The following is a 16224-nucleotide window of genomic DNA, read 5'->3' as shown; positions in this document are numbered from 1 at the left end:
GCGACGCACAGGTCCCGACCACCGACGCCCCTAGCCTGTGACGGTGCCGTCCCTGATCGTCCGCCGACCACCCGCCGCCACCGCCCTGATCGGGGTCCTGGTGATCCTGGCCGGGCTGGTCGTCGGCGCGCTGCCGGCGCAGGCCGCCGAGGAGCGTGCGCCGCTGGTCGTGGTCGGGTTCTCCGGGGTCCGCTGGTCCGACGTCTCCACGAGCGCCACGCCCGCGCTGGCCTCGATGAGCTCCGGCGCGATCGGGACCGTCGCCGTGCGCAGCGTCTTCACCGCCGCCTGCCCCGTCGACGGCTGGCTCGGGCTCTCGGCCGGGCGGCGCGCGACCGGCTTCGACGGGACGTCGCAGCAGCACGCGAGCGCCGCGTGCGAGCCCGTCGCCGAGCCCACCGCGACGGGCACCACGACGGTGCAGCCCGACTTCGCCGACTACCGCCGCACCGCCGACGCCGGCACCTTCAGCGCCGTCCCCGGGACGCTCGGGCAGGCGCTCGCGGACGCCGGGACGCGGACCCTCGCGATCGGTCCGGGCGCCGGGGTCGCGCTCGCGCAGGAGGACGGGACGATCGCGAACTACGTCACGTCCAACGGGGCTGCGGTCAGCGACGGGACCCTCACCGCCGGCAAGTACGCCCCCTCAGGCGCCCAGCCGGAGGTCGTGGCGGGCTACGTCCAGAGCGCCCTCGAGGACGGAACCCAGGTCGTCGTGGTCGACGCCGGCACGGTCCGCGACGCCGCCGACCTGCCCGCCCGGGAGAGCGCCCCCGCCCTGTCCCGCGCCGACCAGGTGAAGGCCGTCGACGACGTCGTGGCCGCGGTCCAGCAGGCGGTCGCCGCCTCCACCGGCGCCGACGCCACGACCGTCCTCGCCGTCTCCCTCGGCGACGCGGGCCGGACCGCGCACCTGCAGTTCGGCGCCGCGACGGGCCCGCAGCCCGGGTCGGGGACCTACGAGGGCCTGCTCGGCTCCCGCTCGACCCGCCAGACCGCGATCGTGCAGACCACCGACCTCACCCCGACCGTCCTCTCGCTGGCCCTGGGCAGCGACCACGGCACGCCCGGGCTCGTCGGCGCCCCGGTCACCAGCACCGACGCGCAGAGGTCGGTGGCCGACCGCGAGGAGAAGGTGCGCGACCTCGACCAGGCCGCGCAGGCCGTGCAGCCGCTCGTCGGACCGTTCTTCACCGTCTGGGGGGCCGCCCAGATCGTCCTGTACGCCGTCGCCACGCTCGCCCTGCGCAAGGCCTGGGGCGGGCACCGGGGCCGGCGCCGGGTGCTCGCCTGGCTGCGGGTCCTCACCGTGGTGTTCGGCGCGGTCTGCGCCTCGACGTTCCTGGCCAACACGATCCCGTGGTGGCGCGCCGGGGACTCCACCGGCAGCCACCTGCTCGCAGTCAGCGGGGCCGTCGCCCTCTACGTCGCGGTGATCACGGCGGTGGCGCTGCTCGGGCCGTGGCGCCGGCACGCCCTCGGGCCGCTCGGCGTCGTCGGGCTGGTGACGGCGGGGGTGCTCGCGGTCGACTGCGCGACCGGTTCGCGGCTCATCACCTCCAGCCTCAACGGCCTGCAGCCCGTCGTCGCGGGCCGCTTCTACGGCCTGGGGAACCAGCAGTTCGCGTTGTTCGCGACGGGGTCGCTGCTGTTCACCGTCGCCCTCGCCGACTTCCTCGTCCGCACCGGTCGCCGTCGCTGGGCGGTCGTGGCCGTGGCGGTGCTGGGGCTGCTCACGACGTTCGTGGACGGCGTCCTCGGCAGCGACTTCGGGGGCCCGCCGGCGATCCTGCCCGCGTTCGGCTTCCTCGCCCTCGTCGTCGCCGGGGTGCGGATCACCTGGCAGCGCGTCGTGGTCATCCTGGGGGCGACCGTCGTCGTCCTCGCGGGGATCTCGATCGCGGACTGGCTGCGACCCACCGACGACCAGACCCACCTGGGCCGCTTCGTCCAGACCCTCGTCGACGGCGGCGCGTGGCAGGTGGTGGAGCGCAAGGGCGCGCAGAACCTGCGGATCCTGTACTCCAACTGGCTGCTGAGCCTCGTCCTGGCCCTCGCGGCGGTGTTCATCGCCTTCGTCCTGGTCCGGCCGAAGGTGCTGGGCGTCTCGGTCCTGCAGCGCGCCTACGACCGCCACCCGGTCCTCAAGCCCGGCCTGACCTGCCTGCTGGTCCTGCTGGTCATCGGGTTCGCGGTGAACGACTCCGGCGCCGCGGTCCCCGCGGTGGGCGCGATGCTGGCCGTCCCGCTGATCATCGCCTGCTGCACCCGGGTGCTGGCGGACGACCCGGGCGAGCCGGCCGGGCCCCTAGGACCGGAGCGCGCTCACTCGACGCCGTAGGCGGTGACGAAGTCCTCCGCGGCGCGGACCAGGGCGAGGGCGGTGGGCTCGGGGAGCCCGTCCGCCGTCAGGGCCCGCACCCGGGCGTCCTCGTCGCCGCCCGTCGCGCGGCGGGTCCAGTCGGCCTGCGCCGCGACGGCGAGGGCGGGACGGGACACGGCCGCGGCGGCCCCCAGCCGGTCCAGGACCAGGCCCGCGACCCAGTCGGGGTCGAAGCTCCCCGCGGGCGGGGCGAACACCCGTTCACCCTCGACGTAGTCCCCGGAACCGCCCCAGTGCCTCACCCGCGCACCGTACCCGCGCGGAGGTCCTGCAACTCCACGGACGTCACACCTCGACGGTCGTCGGGCGGGAGGAGCGCCGGGTCACCAGGTGCAGGACGACCCCGACGACGAGCAGCAGGCCCGCGCGCAGCCACACCCCCGCCTCCTGCCGGGTGAGCAGCACGACGCAGGACACGATGCCCAGGACGGGCAGGACGGTCGGGGTGCGGAAGTGCCGGTGCCCCGGCTCGTCCTTGCGCAGCACCAGGACGGCGAGGTTGGTCGAGGTGAAGACGATCAGCAGCAGGACGACCGTGGCGGCGAGGGTTTCGAGCTGGTGACACCGGCCGCGAGCATCGAGAAGCCCACCAGGAACGACACGACGGGCCGGCCGAAGGCGCGCTGGGTGAAGACCGCGGAACCGCCGGCCTTCGGGTACTTCGTGACGAGCTCGGCGTAGGAGGCCGCGGTCAGGGTCCCCACCAGCGCGTAGATCCCGGCCGACTCATCCTCTACAGTTACTGCGAACCGTTCCCATCGTCAGGAAGCTGTCGGATGCCCTCGCGCCGCTCGTCCCTCGTCCTCGCCGCCACCCTCACCGCATCGCTCGCCCTCGCCGCCTGCGGTGGTAGCAAGAGCACCTCCGCCGCGAGCGACGACACCGGCCTGAGCGTCGTCGCCTCCACCAACGTCTACGGCTCCATCGCCGAGTCGATCCTGGGCGACGAGGGCACCGTCACCTCGATCATCGACGACCCCAGCGCCGACCCGCACAGCTACGAGGCCAACACCCGCACCCAGCTGGAGCTGTCCAAGGCCGACGTCGTGATCGAGAACGGCGGCGGCTACGACGACTTCGTCGACACCATGCTCAAGGCCGCCGACACCAAGGCCGTCGTCCTGAACGCCGTCGACATCTCGGGCCGGACCGCCCCCGCGGGCGGGGAGCTCAACGAGCACGTCTGGTACGACGTCGAGACCGTGCGCAAGGTCGCGCAGGCCCTGGAGGCCGAGTTCGCCAAGGCCGCCCCGGACGACGCGAGCACCTTCACGACCAACCTGAAGACCTTCGAGGGCGGCCTCGACACCCTCGAGCAGAAGATCCAGGCCGACAAGGCGACCACGGACGGCCGGCCCGTCGCGATCACCGAACCCGTCCCCGGCTACCTGCTGGAGGCGCTCGGCGCGAAGAACGTCACGCCCGTGGAGTTCTCCGAGGCCATCGAGGAGGAGACCGACGTCCCGGTCGACGTGCTGCAGGAGACACTGTCCCTGTTCACGCAGCACCAGGTGCGGGCGCTGGTCTACAACGAGCAGACCACCGGCCCGCAGACCGAGCAGGTCCTGAAGGCTGCGAAGGACAACGGCATCGCTGTGGTGCCGGTCACCGAGACGCTCCCCGAGGGCAAGGACTACACGACGTGGATGACCGCGAACGTCGACGCGATCGCGACGGCCCTGACGCAGTGACGGAGCGCGCCGGTGTCCCTGCGCTGCGGCTCGCGGGCGCGTCCCTGCAGTACGGCTCGCGCCGGCTGTGGTCGGGGCTGGACCTGGAGATCGCCCCCGGCGAGTTCGTCGCCGTCCTCGGCGCCAACGGCGCCGGGAAGTCGAGCCTGCTGAAGGTCGTCCTCGGTCAGCAGGCGCTCGCGGCCGGGACCGTCGAGGTCGCCGGCCGGCCCGTCCGGCGCGGCGACCGCCGCATCGGCTACGTCCCGCAGCAGAAGGGACTCGACCCGAGCACCCCGCTGCGCGCCCGCGACTTCGTCCGCCTCGGCCTCGACGGCCACCGCTGGGGGCCCCTGCTCCCCTCCCGCCGCGCGAACGCCCGGGTCGACCGGGTCCTCGAGGCCGTCGGCGCGACCGGCTACGCCGACTCCCCCGTCGGCCGGCTCTCCGGTGGGGAGCAGCAGCGGCTGCGGGTCGCGCAGAGCATCGTCGGCGAACCGGCCCTGCTGCTCGCCGACGAACCGCTGCTCTCCCTCGACCTGCACCACGCCGGCGCCGTCAGCGCGCTGGTCGACGAGTGCCGCACCCGCACCGGCGCGGCCGTCCTCTTCGTCACCCACGACGTGAACCCCGTCCTGCCCTACGCCGACCGGGTGCTCTACCTGGCCAACGGCCGGTTCCGGATCGGGACGCCGGAGCAGGTCATGACCTCGGCGACGCTCTCCGAGCTCTACGGCTCCCCCGTGGAGGTGCTGCGCTCCAACGGCCGGCTCCTCGTCGCCGGCGGCGCCGCCCCCAGCGAGCACCCGCACTCGCACGACCACCAGGAAGCATCGTGAGCACCGCCGTCAGCAGCACCGCCAGCGCCATCGCCTGGGACAAGGTCATCGACTTCTCCGACTACGGGGAGCTGCTGGCCCTGGTCCACAACTCGTTGTGGGCGGGCGCGCTGCTCGGTCTGGTCGGCGGGCTGATCGGGATGTTCATCGTCGCGCGCGACCTGCCGTTCGCCGTGCACGGCATCGCGGAACTGAGCTTCGCCGGCGGGGCCGCCGCGCTGCTGCTCGGCGTGAACGTCGTCGCGGGCTCGCTCGTGGGGTCGGTGCTCGCGGCCGTCCTGTTCGGGGTCCTGGGGGCCCGGGCACGGGAGCACAACTCCGCCATCGGGGTCCTCATGCCCTTCGGCCTCGGGCTCGGGGTGCTGTTCCTGGCCCTCTACCAGGGGCGGGCCGCGAACAAGTTCGGCCTGCTGACGGGCCAGATCGTCGCCGTCGACAACCCGCAGCTGTTCTCGCTCGCGGTCATCGCCGCGGTCGTCGTGGTGGCCCTCGCGCTGCTGTGGCGTCCGCTGCTCTTCGCCAGCCTCGACCCGGACGTGGCGGCGGCGCGGGGAGTCCCGGTGCGGGCGCTGTCCCCGGTCTTCATGCTGGTCCTCGGCCTGTCCGTGGCGATGAGCGTGCAGATCGTCGGTGCCCTGCTGGTCCTGGCGCTGCTGGTGACGCCGGCCGCCGCGGCAATGCGGGTGAGCGCGTCCCCGTTCGTGGTACCGGTGCTGTCCACGGTGTTCGCGCTCGTCGCCATGGTCGGCGGTCTGCTGCTGGCCGTCGGGTCGTCGATCCCGATCAGCCCCTACGTGACGACGGTGTCGTTCGTCATCTACCTCGTGTGCCGGCTGGTCGCGCGGCTGCGCCGCCCGGCCGACCGGCCGGAACCTCCGCGTCCGGTCGTCGCCGAGATCGTCTGAGGTCGGACGCGGCGGCTTCGTCTGAGGTCAGACGCGGCGACGACCCGAGAACGCCGCGACGACGGCGACCGTGGCGGCGGTGAACGCCAGGACCCAGGGCAGGACACCGCCCTCGAGCACGGCTCCGGCCCAGCAGAGCAGCGCCACCACGGCGCAGAGGACGACCGAGCCGGTCGCGGGGCGTCGACCGGGGCGGGGGCGTCGGGGCACGGCCCCATCCTCCGGCACGATCCGCCCCGTTCGGGACGGCCGGAGGGAGCCTCGTGGGGCGACGGAGGTCGGACACCCGAGCGGGGGATCAGGACCGTTCGGCGAGTTCCAGCAGCACCCGTTCCGAGCGGCTGCCGGGTTCCGCGTGGTAGGTCACGATGACCTGGCCGGGCGCACTCGCGACCTGCAACGCCTCCCAGCCGACGGTGACGATCCCGCGGTCCCGCACCGCGATCCGCTTCGTCCCGGCCGCCTTCGAGCGGACCCCGTGCTGGGCCCACAGCGTCGCGAACTCGGCGCTCTTGAGCGACAGCTCCCCCACCAGCCGGGCCAGCCGCGGGTCGTCGAGGTGCTGGACGACGGCCCCGCGCAACGACCCGACGCTCTCGGCCGCGACGTCGGCCCAGTCGGGGTAGAGCTCCCGCGCATCCGGGTCGAGGAACATGTGCCGCAGGACGTTGCCCGGCATGTCCCCGTGCAGCCGACGGGCGGCACCGTTGGCGGCCAGGACGTCCATGAACCTCCCCAGCACGAACGCCGGCGCGGGGGCGCTCTCGACGAAACCTCGGATGGTCGCGCTGACCGTCTCCGGCCCGGCGGGGCGTGTCAGCGGTGGCGCCCCGGCGAGCGAGGCGAGGTAGTCGCGCGACTCGTCGTCGAGGGCGAGAACTCCCGCGAGCGCGTGCAGCACCTGGGCCGAGGGGTGCCGGTCGCGTCCCCGTTCGAGGCGGACGTAGTACTCCGCGCTGACCCCCGCGAGCATCGCGACCTCCTCGCGGCGCAACCCCGGCACGCGACGCCGGGAGTTCTCCGGCAGCCCGACCTCGCCCGGTCGCACCAGTTCGCGCCGGGCCCGCAGGAAGTCCCCGAGCAGGTTCTCGCTCACGCCGGCAACGGTAGGCCGCGACCCCGTGTCGTGGGGTGCCCCTGCGACTACCCCTCTCGACACGGTCTGGAACGCCCTCCCCCACAGCCCGAACCTCGGACCATGACACCTCACGCACAACCCCTCGCCGGTCGCGTCGCCGTCGTCACCGGAGCCTCCGGCGGGATCGGCGAGGCGACCGCCCGCCGCCTCGCCGCCGACGGCGCCCGGCTCGCGGTGCTCGGCCGACGCAAGGACGAACTCGACCGGGTGGCCGCCGAGATCGGTGGCCTCGCGGTCGTCGCCGACGTCACCGCGGGCCCTGAGCACCTCGCCGCCGTCGCCGACCAGGTCCGTTCCGCGCTCGGCGCTCCCGACCTCGTCGTCGCCAACGCGGGTCTCATGCTCGCCGCCCCCTTCGCCACCGCCGACCGCGGCGAGTGGACCGCCATGCTGGACACCAACGTCACGGGTCTCATCGACACCGCCCGAGCGTTCGTCAGCGACCTGCTCGCGACCCCGGGCCGAGCGGACCTGGTGCTCGTCGGGTCGGTCGCGGCGTCGAGCTACTTCCCGACCTACGCGGTGTACTCCGCCACCAAGGCGGCCGTGGCCGCGCTGTCCCGCGGTCTGCGCCTGGAACTCGGCCCGCGGGGCGTGCGGGTCCGCACGATCGAACCCGGCCTGACGAGTTCCGACCTCGGGTCGGGGATGCTCGACCCGGACGGTCGCGCGGGTCTCGCGCAGTTCCGCGAGAACCTCGACTCCATCCCCGCCGGCGACATCGCCGACGCGATCGCCTGGGCCAGCGCCCTCCCGGCCCGGGTGAACGTCGCGGAACTCGTCGTCCTCCCCACCGCCCAGGGATGACTCCTCCCCCGATCGGTGATCTCGCGGGGTTCACCGACGAGATCGTCGATCGGGTCGGCCGGGAAGGGGGCCACGCCACTGAGTAGCCTCCCGTCCATGCCGCACCTGTTGCACCTCGACTCCTCCGCCGACCTCGCGACGTCGCGATCGCGGGCCATCACGGCGGCGTTCGCCGACGCGTGGACGGCACGGGGCGCCGGGCACACCGTCACCCACCGCGACCTGCACCGCGACCAGCTGCCGCACTTCGCGACCAACGAGCAGCACTGGCCGGCCGCGGACCGCCTCCCCACCGCCGACGTCCCCGCCGAGCAGGACGCGCTCACCGCGACGCTGCAGGCCGAGATCCTCGCCGCGGACGTCGTGGTCGTCGGGGCGCCGCTCTACAACTACACGGTGCCCTCGACGTTGAAGGTGTGGCTGGACCACATGCACGTCCCCGGCGCCCTGGCCGGCGAGGGCTCGCAGCCGCTCGCCGGGCGTCACGCCGTCGTGGTCAGCAGCCGCGGCGGGACCTACGACGCGGGCAGCCCCACCGAGGACTGGGACCACGGCGTCCCGGTCCTGCAGATCATCCTCGGCAACTCCCTGGGGATGACCGTGCACGTCGTCCAGACCAGCGCGACGCTGGCCGATCGGCTGCCCGACCTCGCCGGGCTCAAGGACCGCAGCGTCGCCGAGCTGGAGGCCGCGACGGCCGCGGCGCAGGAGCTGGCGCGGACGCTGTAGGCCCGACGGCGGGATCGTCAGTCGAGGGGGCCGGGCCAGGGCCGGGGTTCCCCGCCGGTGACCTGGCGCTCGAACTCCACCAGCATCCAGTCCGCGAGTTCCCGCAGCTCCGCCGGGGCCGCCAGCACCGCGACGCCGGTGGCGGCGATGAGGCGGTCGAGCTCCTGCTCGTTGCGCCGCCAGCGCTCGAGGATCCCCGGGTGGTCGGGCAGGCGGGGGTAGTCGAGGTCGGCGCTGTCCTCGCCCGCGGCCAGGGCCTGCAGGACCCGGGCCTGCGCCGGGCGCAGGTGCCCCGCGTACTGCTCGGCGAGCTGGTCGCCGACCGCGTCGGCGCGGGCGGCGGTGCCGGGGTCGGTGATGGCGTGGGTGAGGCTGAGGAGTCGCAGCTCGCGCAGCACCGCCTCGCGGTGCTCGCGCAGGCGCACCCCACGGCGCAGCGGGTAGCGCAGCAGCCGGAGGCCGCCCGGGGCGCTGAGGACGGGGTCGGGGTCGGGCAACGACTCCCAGTCCGCCGCGAGCAGGGCGTCGATCTCGTCCTGCAGGGCGAGGTCGACCTCCAGCCCCACCTCGCCGTGGTCGGCGCCGGTGAGGAGCAGCTCGCACCAGACCGTCTTCCCCCGGCCGTCGGGGTGGACCTCGCCGCCGCGCGCGGTGCTGAGCGCGGTGATGAGCGGGAGCCCGCGGCCGGTGGAGGCGGTGAGGCTGCGGGGCACCCACTGCGGGACGACCGGCGACCCGTCGCCGACCTCCAGGCGCAGGACGGAGGGGGTGAGCCGGACCCGGACGGAGACGCCCGTGCCCGCGTGCAGCAGCGCGTTGGTCACCAGTTCGCTCAGGCACACCTCGGCGTCGGCGGCGACGGCCTCGGGGACGCCGACGGTGGACGGGCCGGTCAGGGTGCGCCGGAGGTGCCGGCGGGCCCGACCGGCGCTGCCGGCCTCCGCCGGGAGCTCGACCCGTGCGTCCTCGTCCACCGATCCCCGCCTTCCCGTCTCGACGAAAACTACCCTGCGTCAGCACACCAGATCGAGCAGTGACCACGACCGTCACCCTCCCGGGACGATCCTGTGCTTCAGTGCTGGCATGGGGGTCGCACCGTGGTGGTCCGCGCGCGAGAGCGCGGGCCGGGTCTCCCTCACACGACGTCTCAGCGGGGCGAGCCTGCTGGCCCTCCTCGTCCTCGTCCTGGGGGGCGGTCTCGTCGTCGTCACCGCCCAGCAGCTCGGCACCGCGCAGCAGCAGCTCACCCGGGAGACGCGGGCCCGGCAGGCGACCTCCGACCTGCAGCGGCAGTACGTCGAGCAGGAGACCGGCCTGCGCGGCTACCTCCTCACCGGTGAGGTGGAGCTCCTCGCCCCCTACGAGCTGGCCCAGCGGCAGCTGCCCGGGGTGCGGCGCGAGCTGCGCGAGGGTCTGCGGGCGGTCGGCGGTGACGCGGCGCAGCTGGAGGTCCTGGAGCAGGCCCACGCCGAGTGGGACGCCTACGCCCGGGAGCAGATCGCGGCGGTGGGGAGAGGCGAACGCACCGGCCCCAGCAGCATCGGCACGACCATGCTCGGCAAGACCCTGTTCGACGACGTCCGCAGCGCCGGCGAGACGCTGGACGCCCAGCTGGAGGGGCTCCAGGAGGCGAGCCAGCGCGAGACCCACCGGCTGCAGACCCGCCTGGTCGTGAGCACCGCGGGCGGGCTGGCCGCGCTCGCCCTGCTGCTGGGCCTCGGCTCCCTCGTCACGGTGCGCCAGGTGACGCAGCCCCTGCGGCGCCTGGCGGAGGCCACCCGCCGGGTCGCCGACGGTGACCTGTCGGCGCAGCTGCGGGCGGAGGGCGCGTCGGAGGTGCGGGAGCTGGCCGGTGACGTGGCCGCCATGCGCGACCGCCTCCTCGCCGACCTGGACCGGACCCGGCAGGCCCTCGGCGCCCTCGACCAGGAGGACCGCGCGGTGCGGGCCGTGCGGCAGGCGCTGCTGCCCTCCCCCGGCCGGGTGGAGGGCGTGCGGATCACGGCCCGCCTCGACGCGGCCGAGGGCGTCCTGGCCGGCGACTGGTACGACACCGTCCAGGTCGCGACGGGGCGCCTGGGCGTCGTCGTCGGCGACGTCGCGGGCCACGGCCCCTACAGCGCCGTCTTCGCGCTGCGCCTCAAGCACTCCCTGGCCACCGCCCTGCGCACCCACGCCCACCCGGGCGCGGCGCTGACCGCCGTCTGCGCCGAGCTGCGCGACGTCCCGGCGGAGCTGTTCGCCACGGTCTTCGTGTGCGTCGTCGACACCGGGACCGGCACCCTGGTCCACGCCAACGCCGGGCACCCCCCGGCGCTGCTGCTCCCCGCCGGGGACGAGGCGGGCACCGGGGTGCGCTTCGAGGAACTGCCCCCCACCGGACCCCTGCTGTCCTCGATCGTCGCCGGGGAGGTGTGGGAGGAGGTGGAGCACCCGTTCGGGACGGGCGACAGCCTCCTGACCTTCACCGACGGGGTCCTGGAGAGCCGCTCGCCCGACGGCGTGGAGTTCGGTCTGGACGGCCTGCTGGCGGCGATCGGGCGGACCCCGCGCCAGGACCCGGCCCGGCTCATCGACGCGGTGGCCGCGGACGCCCTGCGCCACGCCCGGAACCCGGGCCGGCGCGACGACCACACCCTCGTCCACGTCCTGCGCGAGGTCGTCGGGGGACGGGACCCCGCCGCGCTCCCGGTGCCCGTCCTGCCCGTCGCAGCCGGGGGCGGGACCCCCGGGGGGTGACCCGGCGCGTCCGCCGCCGTTCAGCGGGCGGAGCCGAACCGTTCGGTGCGGATCCGCGCCTCGTCGTGGCCGAGTTCCACGAGGAGTTCCGCGACGTGCTCGACGAACGGCGTCGGCCCGCACACCAGACACGTCGGCGACGACGCGGCGGGGACGGTGGTGGCGGCCAGGAGTTCCGCGTCGAGGCGCCCCGGTGGACGCGTCGACCCGGGCGGGACCTCCCGGGTCCACACGACGTCGAACGCGGCGAGTTCCGCGGCGTACATCGCGACGGCCGGTGAACGCACCGAGGCCAGCATCCGGAGTTCCGGGGCGTCAGGGACCCCGGCGTGCGTGCGCACGACCGAGACCAGCGGGACGACACCGGAACCCCCGCCGATGAGCTGCACCGGGGCGGGGTCGCCGGGACGCCAGACGAACCAGCCCCCCAGCGGCCCGGTGACCTCGAGGACGTCACCGGCGCGCACCTCGCCGGTGAGGAACGAGGAGACCTCCCCGTCGACCGCCAGTTCCACGCCGATCTCGACCTCGGCCGGCCCGGGGCGCCGCGCCGCCGACGCGATCGAGTACGACCGGACCGCCTGGTGCCCGTCCGGCGCCGTGAGCCGCACGTCGAGGTGCTGACCGGCGAGGTGCCCCGGCCAGGACGGGACCTGCAGCACGAGGGCCCGCGCGCTCGCACTCTCCGGGCGGACCGCGAGGACCCGCGCGGGACGCCAGCCGTTCACAGCGAGTACCGCTGCTCGCGCCACGGGTCGCCGTAGGCGTGGTAGCCGACGCGTTCCCAGAAACCCAGGTCCTCGGTGTCCGACAACGTGATCGAACGGACCCACTTCGCGGACTTCCACAGGTACAGGTGCGGGACGAGGAGTCGTGCCGGGCCGCCGTGGACGGGTTCCAGGGGTTTCCCGCCGTACCCGGTGACGATCCAGGCGCGCCCCCCGAGCAGGTCGGCGACGGGGAGGTTCGTGGTGTACCCGCCGTAGCTGGTCACGAACGCGAACCGCGCGGACGTGGTGACGTTCGCGAAGAACGCGTCGAGGGAGTACCCCGTCCAGTCCGTGCCGAACTTCGACCACCGGGTGACGCAGTGCAGGTCGGTCCGGACCGTCTCGCGCGGCAGGCGGCGCAGCCCGTTCCAGTCCCAGTGGTGGGAACTGCCGGACTCCTCGGTGAGGGTGAACCGCCAGTCCTCGGGGTCGAGGCGCGGCGTCGGCCCGGCCGAGAGGACCGGGAAGTCGTCGGTCCGGTACTGGCCGGGCGGCAGGAGTTCCGCGCGTTCGCGGGGCCGGCCGGTGAAACCCCGGGTGACGCGGGGAACCTCGAACCCGTCGTCGGGGTTCACGGCAGGATCGCGTCGACGTAGCCGCCGTCGACCCGGAGGGCCGCCCCCGTCGTGGCGGAGGCGAGCGGTGAGGCCAGGTAGCAGACCATGTTCGCGATCTCCTCGGGTTCGATGAGCCGCTGCAGCAGCGACTGGGGCCGGAACTCCGTCATGAACCGCCGTTGCGCCTCCTCCCACGGCAGGTCCCCGGGGACGAGCTCACGGACGAAGTCCTCGACGCCGCCGGTGTGGGTGGGGCCGGCGAGGACGCTGTTCACGGTCACCCCCGTGCCCGCGGCGGCCTTGGCGAAACCGCGGTGCACCGCGAGGAGAGCGGTCTTCGTCATCCCGTAGTGGATCATCTCAGCCGGGACGGCGACGGCGGAGTCGCTCGAGACGTACAGGACACGACCCCAACCGTTCGCGATCATCCCGGGCAGGTGGTGCCGGGTCAGGCGGACACCCGTGAGGACGTTGGTCTCGAAGTAGCGTCGCCACTCGTCGTCGTCGATCTGCAGCGGGTCGGCCGAGCCGAAGACGCCGAGGTTGTTGACCAGGACGTCCACCGCCGGTACGGCCTCGACGAGCGCGGCGTGGCCGACGTCGGTGGTGATGTCACCGGCCACCCAGCGGACCTCGCCGTCGATCCCGGCCGCCGCGGCCTCGAGGCGCTCGGGGTTGCGGCCGGTGAGGACGACGGAGGCCCCGCAGCCGGCCAGTCCGGTGGCGATCGCCAGGCCGATGCCCTGGCTCGACCCGGTGACCAACGCCGACTTCCCCGTGAGATCGATGCGCACGGGGACTTCCTAGCACCCGCAGGCCGCACCCCGCCCGAGCGGCGCGGTGAGCGGATCGGGGACGCCGGCGGTGACGACCCCGTCGACCTCGACCCCGAAGCCCTCGCGGGTCCAGTACTCGATCCCGCCCCACATCTCCCGGACGGCGAACCCCAGCCGCGCGAACGCCAGCGCGGCCCGGGTCGCGCCGTTGCAGCCGGGACCCCAGCAGTAGGTGACGACGACCGTGCCCGTCGGGACCAGATCCGTTGCCCGCGGGGCGATGAGGGCGGTGGGCAGGTGCAGCGCGCCGGGAACGTGCCCCTGGGCCCAGGCCTGCTCCGAGCGGCTGTCGACGACGACGAGACCGCTGGCTCCGGACTCCACGGCAGCGTGCACGTCGGAGGGGTCGGTGCCCAGCGCGAGGCGCCGTTCGAGTTCGGCGACGGCGAGGGCGGGGTCGAGGGTCGCGGTGGTGAGGGGGGTGGTGGTGAGGTCCATGGCTGCGACGCTAGGTCGCTCTCGACCCCGGGCACAGGGACGATCCACGGCGTCGGGGGCTCGCGGCCGGGGGATCCCCGGTCAGGCGTCGCGGACGACGAAGTTCTCGCTGACGGCGTGCCACCCCGAGGGCACGTCGTACCCGTCGGCCACGAGCGCGACCTCCTCGGGTCCGGGGCCCCTGGCCTCGAGCACGACCCCCCGCGTGCCGGAGGTGAGCGAGGCGCAGCCCGCGTCGGCGGCCAGGCTGCCGTCGACCACCGCGGTGGTGATCAGGCACGCGTCCCCGGTGAGGCTCACGCCGAGGTAGTAGGTGCCGAGCGGTCCCACCCCGAGGTAGCGGGTCGTCGCCGGGTCGACGCTGTAGCGCAGCTTCTCGAAGGCCACGACGTCGCGGCTCGCCTGCGGGGCGTCGAGCACGGCGAAGGCCGCCCGCGGTTCCTCCGGGGCGGGCGGCGTCGCGCGGTCCGTGGCCGCCAGGAGCACCTGCGTGGTCAACCCGACCGCGACGACGGCGATCGACCCCAGGGCGAGGAGGCGGGGGACGTGGCGACGGGTGCCCGGGCCGGTCAGGACGGCGTGGTCGATCAACGGGCGCTCCTCGGGGTCGTGCGGGTCGTGCGGTCCTGGTGGACCTGTCGACCGGTGCGAGGCGATCCTGAAGAACGGGGGTCAGGCGAGGGTCAGGGCGTACCAGTGCTGGGCGTGCGGGTTGTCGTTGTACCGCTCGACCTCGACGAACCCGACCGAGAGGTAGAGCGCCCGCGCCGCCGTCAGCGCACCGTGGGTGTCCAGCACCAGCCGGCCCGCCCCGCGCTCGCGGGCCCAGTCCGCGCACCAGCCCAGCAGCCGGCGTCCCACTCCGAGCCCGCGGGCAGCGGGGACGACGAAGAGGCGCTTCACCTCGACCTCCCCGCCCGTCAGTTCCCGCACGCCGACGCAGCCGAGGGGTTCGCCGTCGCGCACGGCGACGACGAACGCCCCGGACGGCGCGACGAGGTCGACGAGGTCGCTCGCCGGTGGGCCGTCACCCAGCGCGAGCCCCGTGACCGCCGCGGCCTCGGCCCAGAACCGCGCCCGCACCGCGTGCCCCACCGGTCCGCCCGGGGACTCGGCGCGGACCTGCAGCTCTCCAGCACCCATGCGGACATGGTGGGGCACGCTCACCCGACGTCAGCCCTGGCGGGCCTTCCAGTGCGGGTTCCGCTTGTTGAGGACGAACACCCGGCCGTGCCGGCGCACGACGATGGACCCGTCCTTCTGCTTCAACGACCTGAGCGACCTGATGACCTTCACGAGCGACTCCTCATCGATTCGATTCCGACACCCTCGGGTCTTCCCCGTTCGTCAGCGTTCCTCGCGGAAGTCGACGTGCTCGCGCAGGACGGGGTCGTACTTGCGCACGACCATCCGGTCGGGGTCGTTGCGGCGGTTCTTGCGGGTCACGTAGGTGAACCCGGTCCCCGCGGTCGACCTCAGCTCGATCACCGGACGGACGTCGGCGGACTTCGCCATCGGAGGCGCTCCCCTCGTGCTCGGACTGCACCGCCGCGGACTCGGTGCCGCAGCGGTTTCCCACGCTCCCTGGAACGTCACCACTACCGACAACCATTCCCGACAAGCAGCCGCGATCGTGCAGGGATTCCCGGCGGGATCACGAGACGAGGGTCAGCGGCAGGCGGCGTCGACCGGGGGTCTCGACGGCCTCGACGTCGTCGTCCTCCCGCACCCGCGCGAGCACCGTCCCGCCCGTCCGGGTCCCACGTCCCCGACCGCTCCACCTACCCTGCCACCGTGGACTCCCCGGCTCGTGGCGCGTGGCGGCCGGCCCGTGCGCTCGCGCTGACCGCGGTCACCGTCGTCCTCGCCGCGAGCGCGCACGCCGCCGCGGGCGGGATGCTGCCGTCGCTGTGGGCGTTGTCCGCCCTCACCGTCCCGACGGCCTGCGTCGCGGTCCTGCTGACCCGGCGACGCCTCTCCACCCCGCTCGTCCTCGGTGTCCTGGGCGCCGGCCAGTTCCTGCTGCACCAGGGTTTCGCGGTGCTCGCCACGGACGCGCACTGCTCGACGTCGGGCACCGGTCACCACCAGAGCATCGACGCCTGTTCGACTGCGGTGCACCACGACCCGACCTCGGGGATGCTCATCGCGCACGTCCTGGCGACGCTGGTCACCGGCCTGCTGCTGGCCCGCGGCGAACAGGTCCTGTGGGCGCTCGCGGACCGACTGAACCCCGTCCTGCCCGTCGTGGCCCGGCTGAACCTCCCCGTGGCCCCCCGGCTGCCGCGGCCCCCGGAACCGCTGCCGACGCGGCCCCGGATCGTCGACGTCGCCGTCCCCGTCCGGCGGGGTCCGCCGGCCCGGGTACGCGCGGCCACCTGAGAACTCCCGGTGGTCCGCGCCTGCCCGCGCC

Annotated in this window: 21 protein-coding genes and 1 pseudogene; 8 read left to right on the top strand and 14 right to left on the bottom strand. The window is 74.3% G+C overall.

What is annotated here, in order from left to right:
- The first annotated feature begins 43 nt into the window (after window positions 1-43).
- Window positions 44-2341, top strand: a complete 2298-nt coding sequence (locus OG218_RS15580; protein WP_328294145.1) for a hypothetical protein — start codon at window positions 44-46, stop codon at window positions 2339-2341.
- On the opposite strand, the gene OG218_RS15575 is transcribed toward OG218_RS15580, so the two are convergent.
- The 3 genes and pseudogenes from OG218_RS15575 to OG218_RS15565 all read right to left on the bottom strand — a co-directional run.
- Window positions 2326-2625, bottom strand: a complete 300-nt coding sequence (locus OG218_RS15575) for a hypothetical protein (protein ID WP_328294144.1) — start codon at window positions 2623-2625, stop codon at window positions 2326-2328. The two genes, OG218_RS15580 and OG218_RS15575, sit on opposite strands and share 16 nt — an antisense overlap.
- A gap of 43 nt (window positions 2626-2668) precedes the next feature.
- The gene (locus OG218_RS15570; RefSeq protein ID WP_328294143.1) at window positions 2669-2869 is read right to left on the bottom strand and encodes a hypothetical protein; all 201 of its coding nucleotides are present in this window, start codon (window positions 2867-2869) and stop codon (window positions 2669-2671) included.
- 65 nt (window positions 2870-2934) lie between these two features.
- Window positions 2935-3105 (bottom strand): annotated as a pseudogene (locus OG218_RS15565) (amino acid permease); the annotation flags it as partial.
- A gap of 54 nt (window positions 3106-3159) precedes the next feature.
- On the opposite strand from OG218_RS15565, the gene OG218_RS15560 reads away from it, so the two are divergent.
- The 3 genes from OG218_RS15560 to OG218_RS15550 are packed head-to-tail and all read left to right on the top strand — an operon-like array spanning window position 3160 to window position 5797.
- Window positions 3160-4074, top strand: a complete 915-nt coding sequence (locus OG218_RS15560) for a metal ABC transporter solute-binding protein, Zn/Mn family (RefSeq protein ID WP_328294141.1) — start codon at window positions 3160-3162, stop codon at window positions 4072-4074.
- Complete coding sequence (locus OG218_RS15555) at window positions 4071-4892, top strand: metal ABC transporter ATP-binding protein (protein WP_328294140.1); 822 nt, start codon at window positions 4071-4073, stop codon at window positions 4890-4892. The genes OG218_RS15560 and OG218_RS15555 overlap by 4 nt, the downstream gene beginning before the upstream one ends.
- Window positions 4889-5797 (top strand): metal ABC transporter permease, encoded by a 909-nt coding sequence (locus OG218_RS15550; RefSeq protein WP_328294139.1) that lies wholly within the window; start codon window positions 4889-4891, stop codon window positions 5795-5797. Before OG218_RS15555 ends, OG218_RS15550 begins: the two co-directional genes overlap by 4 nt.
- A gap of 27 nt (window positions 5798-5824) precedes the next feature.
- Here the strand turns inward: OG218_RS15550 and OG218_RS15545 are convergent, their stop codons facing one another.
- Window positions 5825-6007, bottom strand: coding sequence for a hypothetical protein (locus tag OG218_RS15545; protein WP_328294138.1), 183 nt, complete (start codon window positions 6005-6007; stop codon window positions 5825-5827).
- Between the two features lie 88 nt (window positions 6008-6095).
- On the bottom strand, window positions 6096-6893 hold the full coding sequence (locus OG218_RS15540) for a helix-turn-helix domain-containing protein (RefSeq protein WP_328294137.1): 798 nt from the start codon (window positions 6891-6893) through the stop codon (window positions 6096-6098).
- Between the two features lie 102 nt (window positions 6894-6995).
- Here OG218_RS15540 and OG218_RS15535 point away from each other — a divergent pair, with 102 nt between their 5' ends.
- Both OG218_RS15535 and OG218_RS15530 read left to right on the top strand, forming a co-directional pair.
- Window positions 6996-7742 (top strand): SDR family oxidoreductase, encoded by a 747-nt coding sequence (locus tag OG218_RS15535; RefSeq protein ID WP_328294136.1) that lies wholly within the window; start codon window positions 6996-6998, stop codon window positions 7740-7742.
- Between the two features lie 96 nt (window positions 7743-7838).
- Window positions 7839-8471 (top strand): FMN-dependent NADH-azoreductase, encoded by a 633-nt coding sequence (locus OG218_RS15530; protein ID WP_328294135.1) that lies wholly within the window; start codon window positions 7839-7841, stop codon window positions 8469-8471.
- A gap of 17 nt (window positions 8472-8488) precedes the next feature.
- Here OG218_RS15530 and OG218_RS15525 read toward each other — a convergent pair whose 3' ends face one another.
- Window positions 8489-9445: an ATP-binding protein gene (locus OG218_RS15525; RefSeq protein ID WP_328294134.1), complete on the bottom strand. Its 957-nt coding sequence runs from the start codon at window positions 9443-9445 to the stop codon at window positions 8489-8491.
- Window positions 9446-9554: 109 nt separating this feature from the next.
- On the opposite strand from OG218_RS15525, the gene OG218_RS15520 reads away from it, so the two are divergent.
- Window positions 9555-11210, top strand: a complete 1656-nt coding sequence (locus OG218_RS15520) for a PP2C family protein-serine/threonine phosphatase (protein WP_328294133.1) — start codon at window positions 9555-9557, stop codon at window positions 11208-11210.
- Between the two features lie 20 nt (window positions 11211-11230).
- Here OG218_RS15520 and OG218_RS15515 read toward each other — a convergent pair whose 3' ends face one another.
- The 8 genes from OG218_RS15515 to rpmG form a co-directional block, all read right to left on the bottom strand.
- Entirely contained in the window at window positions 11231-11938 is a 708-nt protein-coding gene (locus tag OG218_RS15515; protein ID WP_328294132.1) for an FAD-binding oxidoreductase, read from the bottom strand.
- On the bottom strand, window positions 11935-12555 hold the full coding sequence (locus tag OG218_RS15510; RefSeq protein WP_328294131.1) for a molybdopterin-dependent oxidoreductase: 621 nt from the start codon (window positions 12553-12555) through the stop codon (window positions 11935-11937). The genes OG218_RS15515 and OG218_RS15510 overlap by 4 nt, the downstream gene beginning before the upstream one ends.
- Window positions 12552-13331 carry an SDR family NAD(P)-dependent oxidoreductase gene (locus OG218_RS15505; protein WP_328294130.1) on the bottom strand — a complete coding sequence of 260 codons (780 nt, stop codon included), beginning with the start codon at window positions 13329-13331 and terminating at the stop codon, window positions 12552-12554. Before OG218_RS15505 ends, OG218_RS15510 begins: the two co-directional genes overlap by 4 nt.
- A gap of 9 nt (window positions 13332-13340) precedes the next feature.
- Entirely contained in the window at window positions 13341-13811 is a 471-nt protein-coding gene (locus tag OG218_RS15500; RefSeq protein WP_328294129.1) for a rhodanese-like domain-containing protein, read from the bottom strand.
- Between the two features lie 81 nt (window positions 13812-13892).
- Entirely contained in the window at window positions 13893-14402 is a 510-nt protein-coding gene (locus tag OG218_RS15495) for a hypothetical protein (protein WP_328294128.1), read from the bottom strand.
- 81 nt (window positions 14403-14483) lie between these two features.
- The gene (locus tag OG218_RS15490) at window positions 14484-14954 is read right to left on the bottom strand and encodes a GNAT family N-acetyltransferase (RefSeq protein WP_328294127.1); all 471 of its coding nucleotides are present in this window, start codon (window positions 14952-14954) and stop codon (window positions 14484-14486) included.
- A gap of 30 nt (window positions 14955-14984) precedes the next feature.
- A complete protein-coding gene (locus tag OG218_RS15485) occupies window positions 14985-15107 on the bottom strand; it encodes a ribosomal protein bL36 (RefSeq protein ID WP_328294126.1) in 123 nt (40 codons plus the stop codon).
- Between the two features lie 51 nt (window positions 15108-15158).
- The gene (gene rpmG / locus OG218_RS15480; RefSeq protein WP_328294125.1) at window positions 15159-15326 is read right to left on the bottom strand and encodes a 50S ribosomal protein L33; all 168 of its coding nucleotides are present in this window, start codon (window positions 15324-15326) and stop codon (window positions 15159-15161) included.
- Between the two features lie 279 nt (window positions 15327-15605).
- Here rpmG and OG218_RS15475 point away from each other — a divergent pair, with 279 nt between their 5' ends.
- Window positions 15606-16193, top strand: a complete 588-nt coding sequence (locus OG218_RS15475) for a hypothetical protein (RefSeq protein ID WP_328294124.1) — start codon at window positions 15606-15608, stop codon at window positions 16191-16193.
- Window positions 16194-16224 lie beyond the last annotated feature (31 nt).

This window comes from Kineococcus sp. NBC_00420, assembly GCF_036021035.1.
Lineage (GTDB): Bacteria > Actinomycetota > Actinomycetes > Actinomycetales > Kineococcaceae > Kineococcus.
The sequence above is the reverse complement of the archived record's forward strand: the minus strand, read 5'-3'. Positions and strand labels throughout refer to the sequence as shown.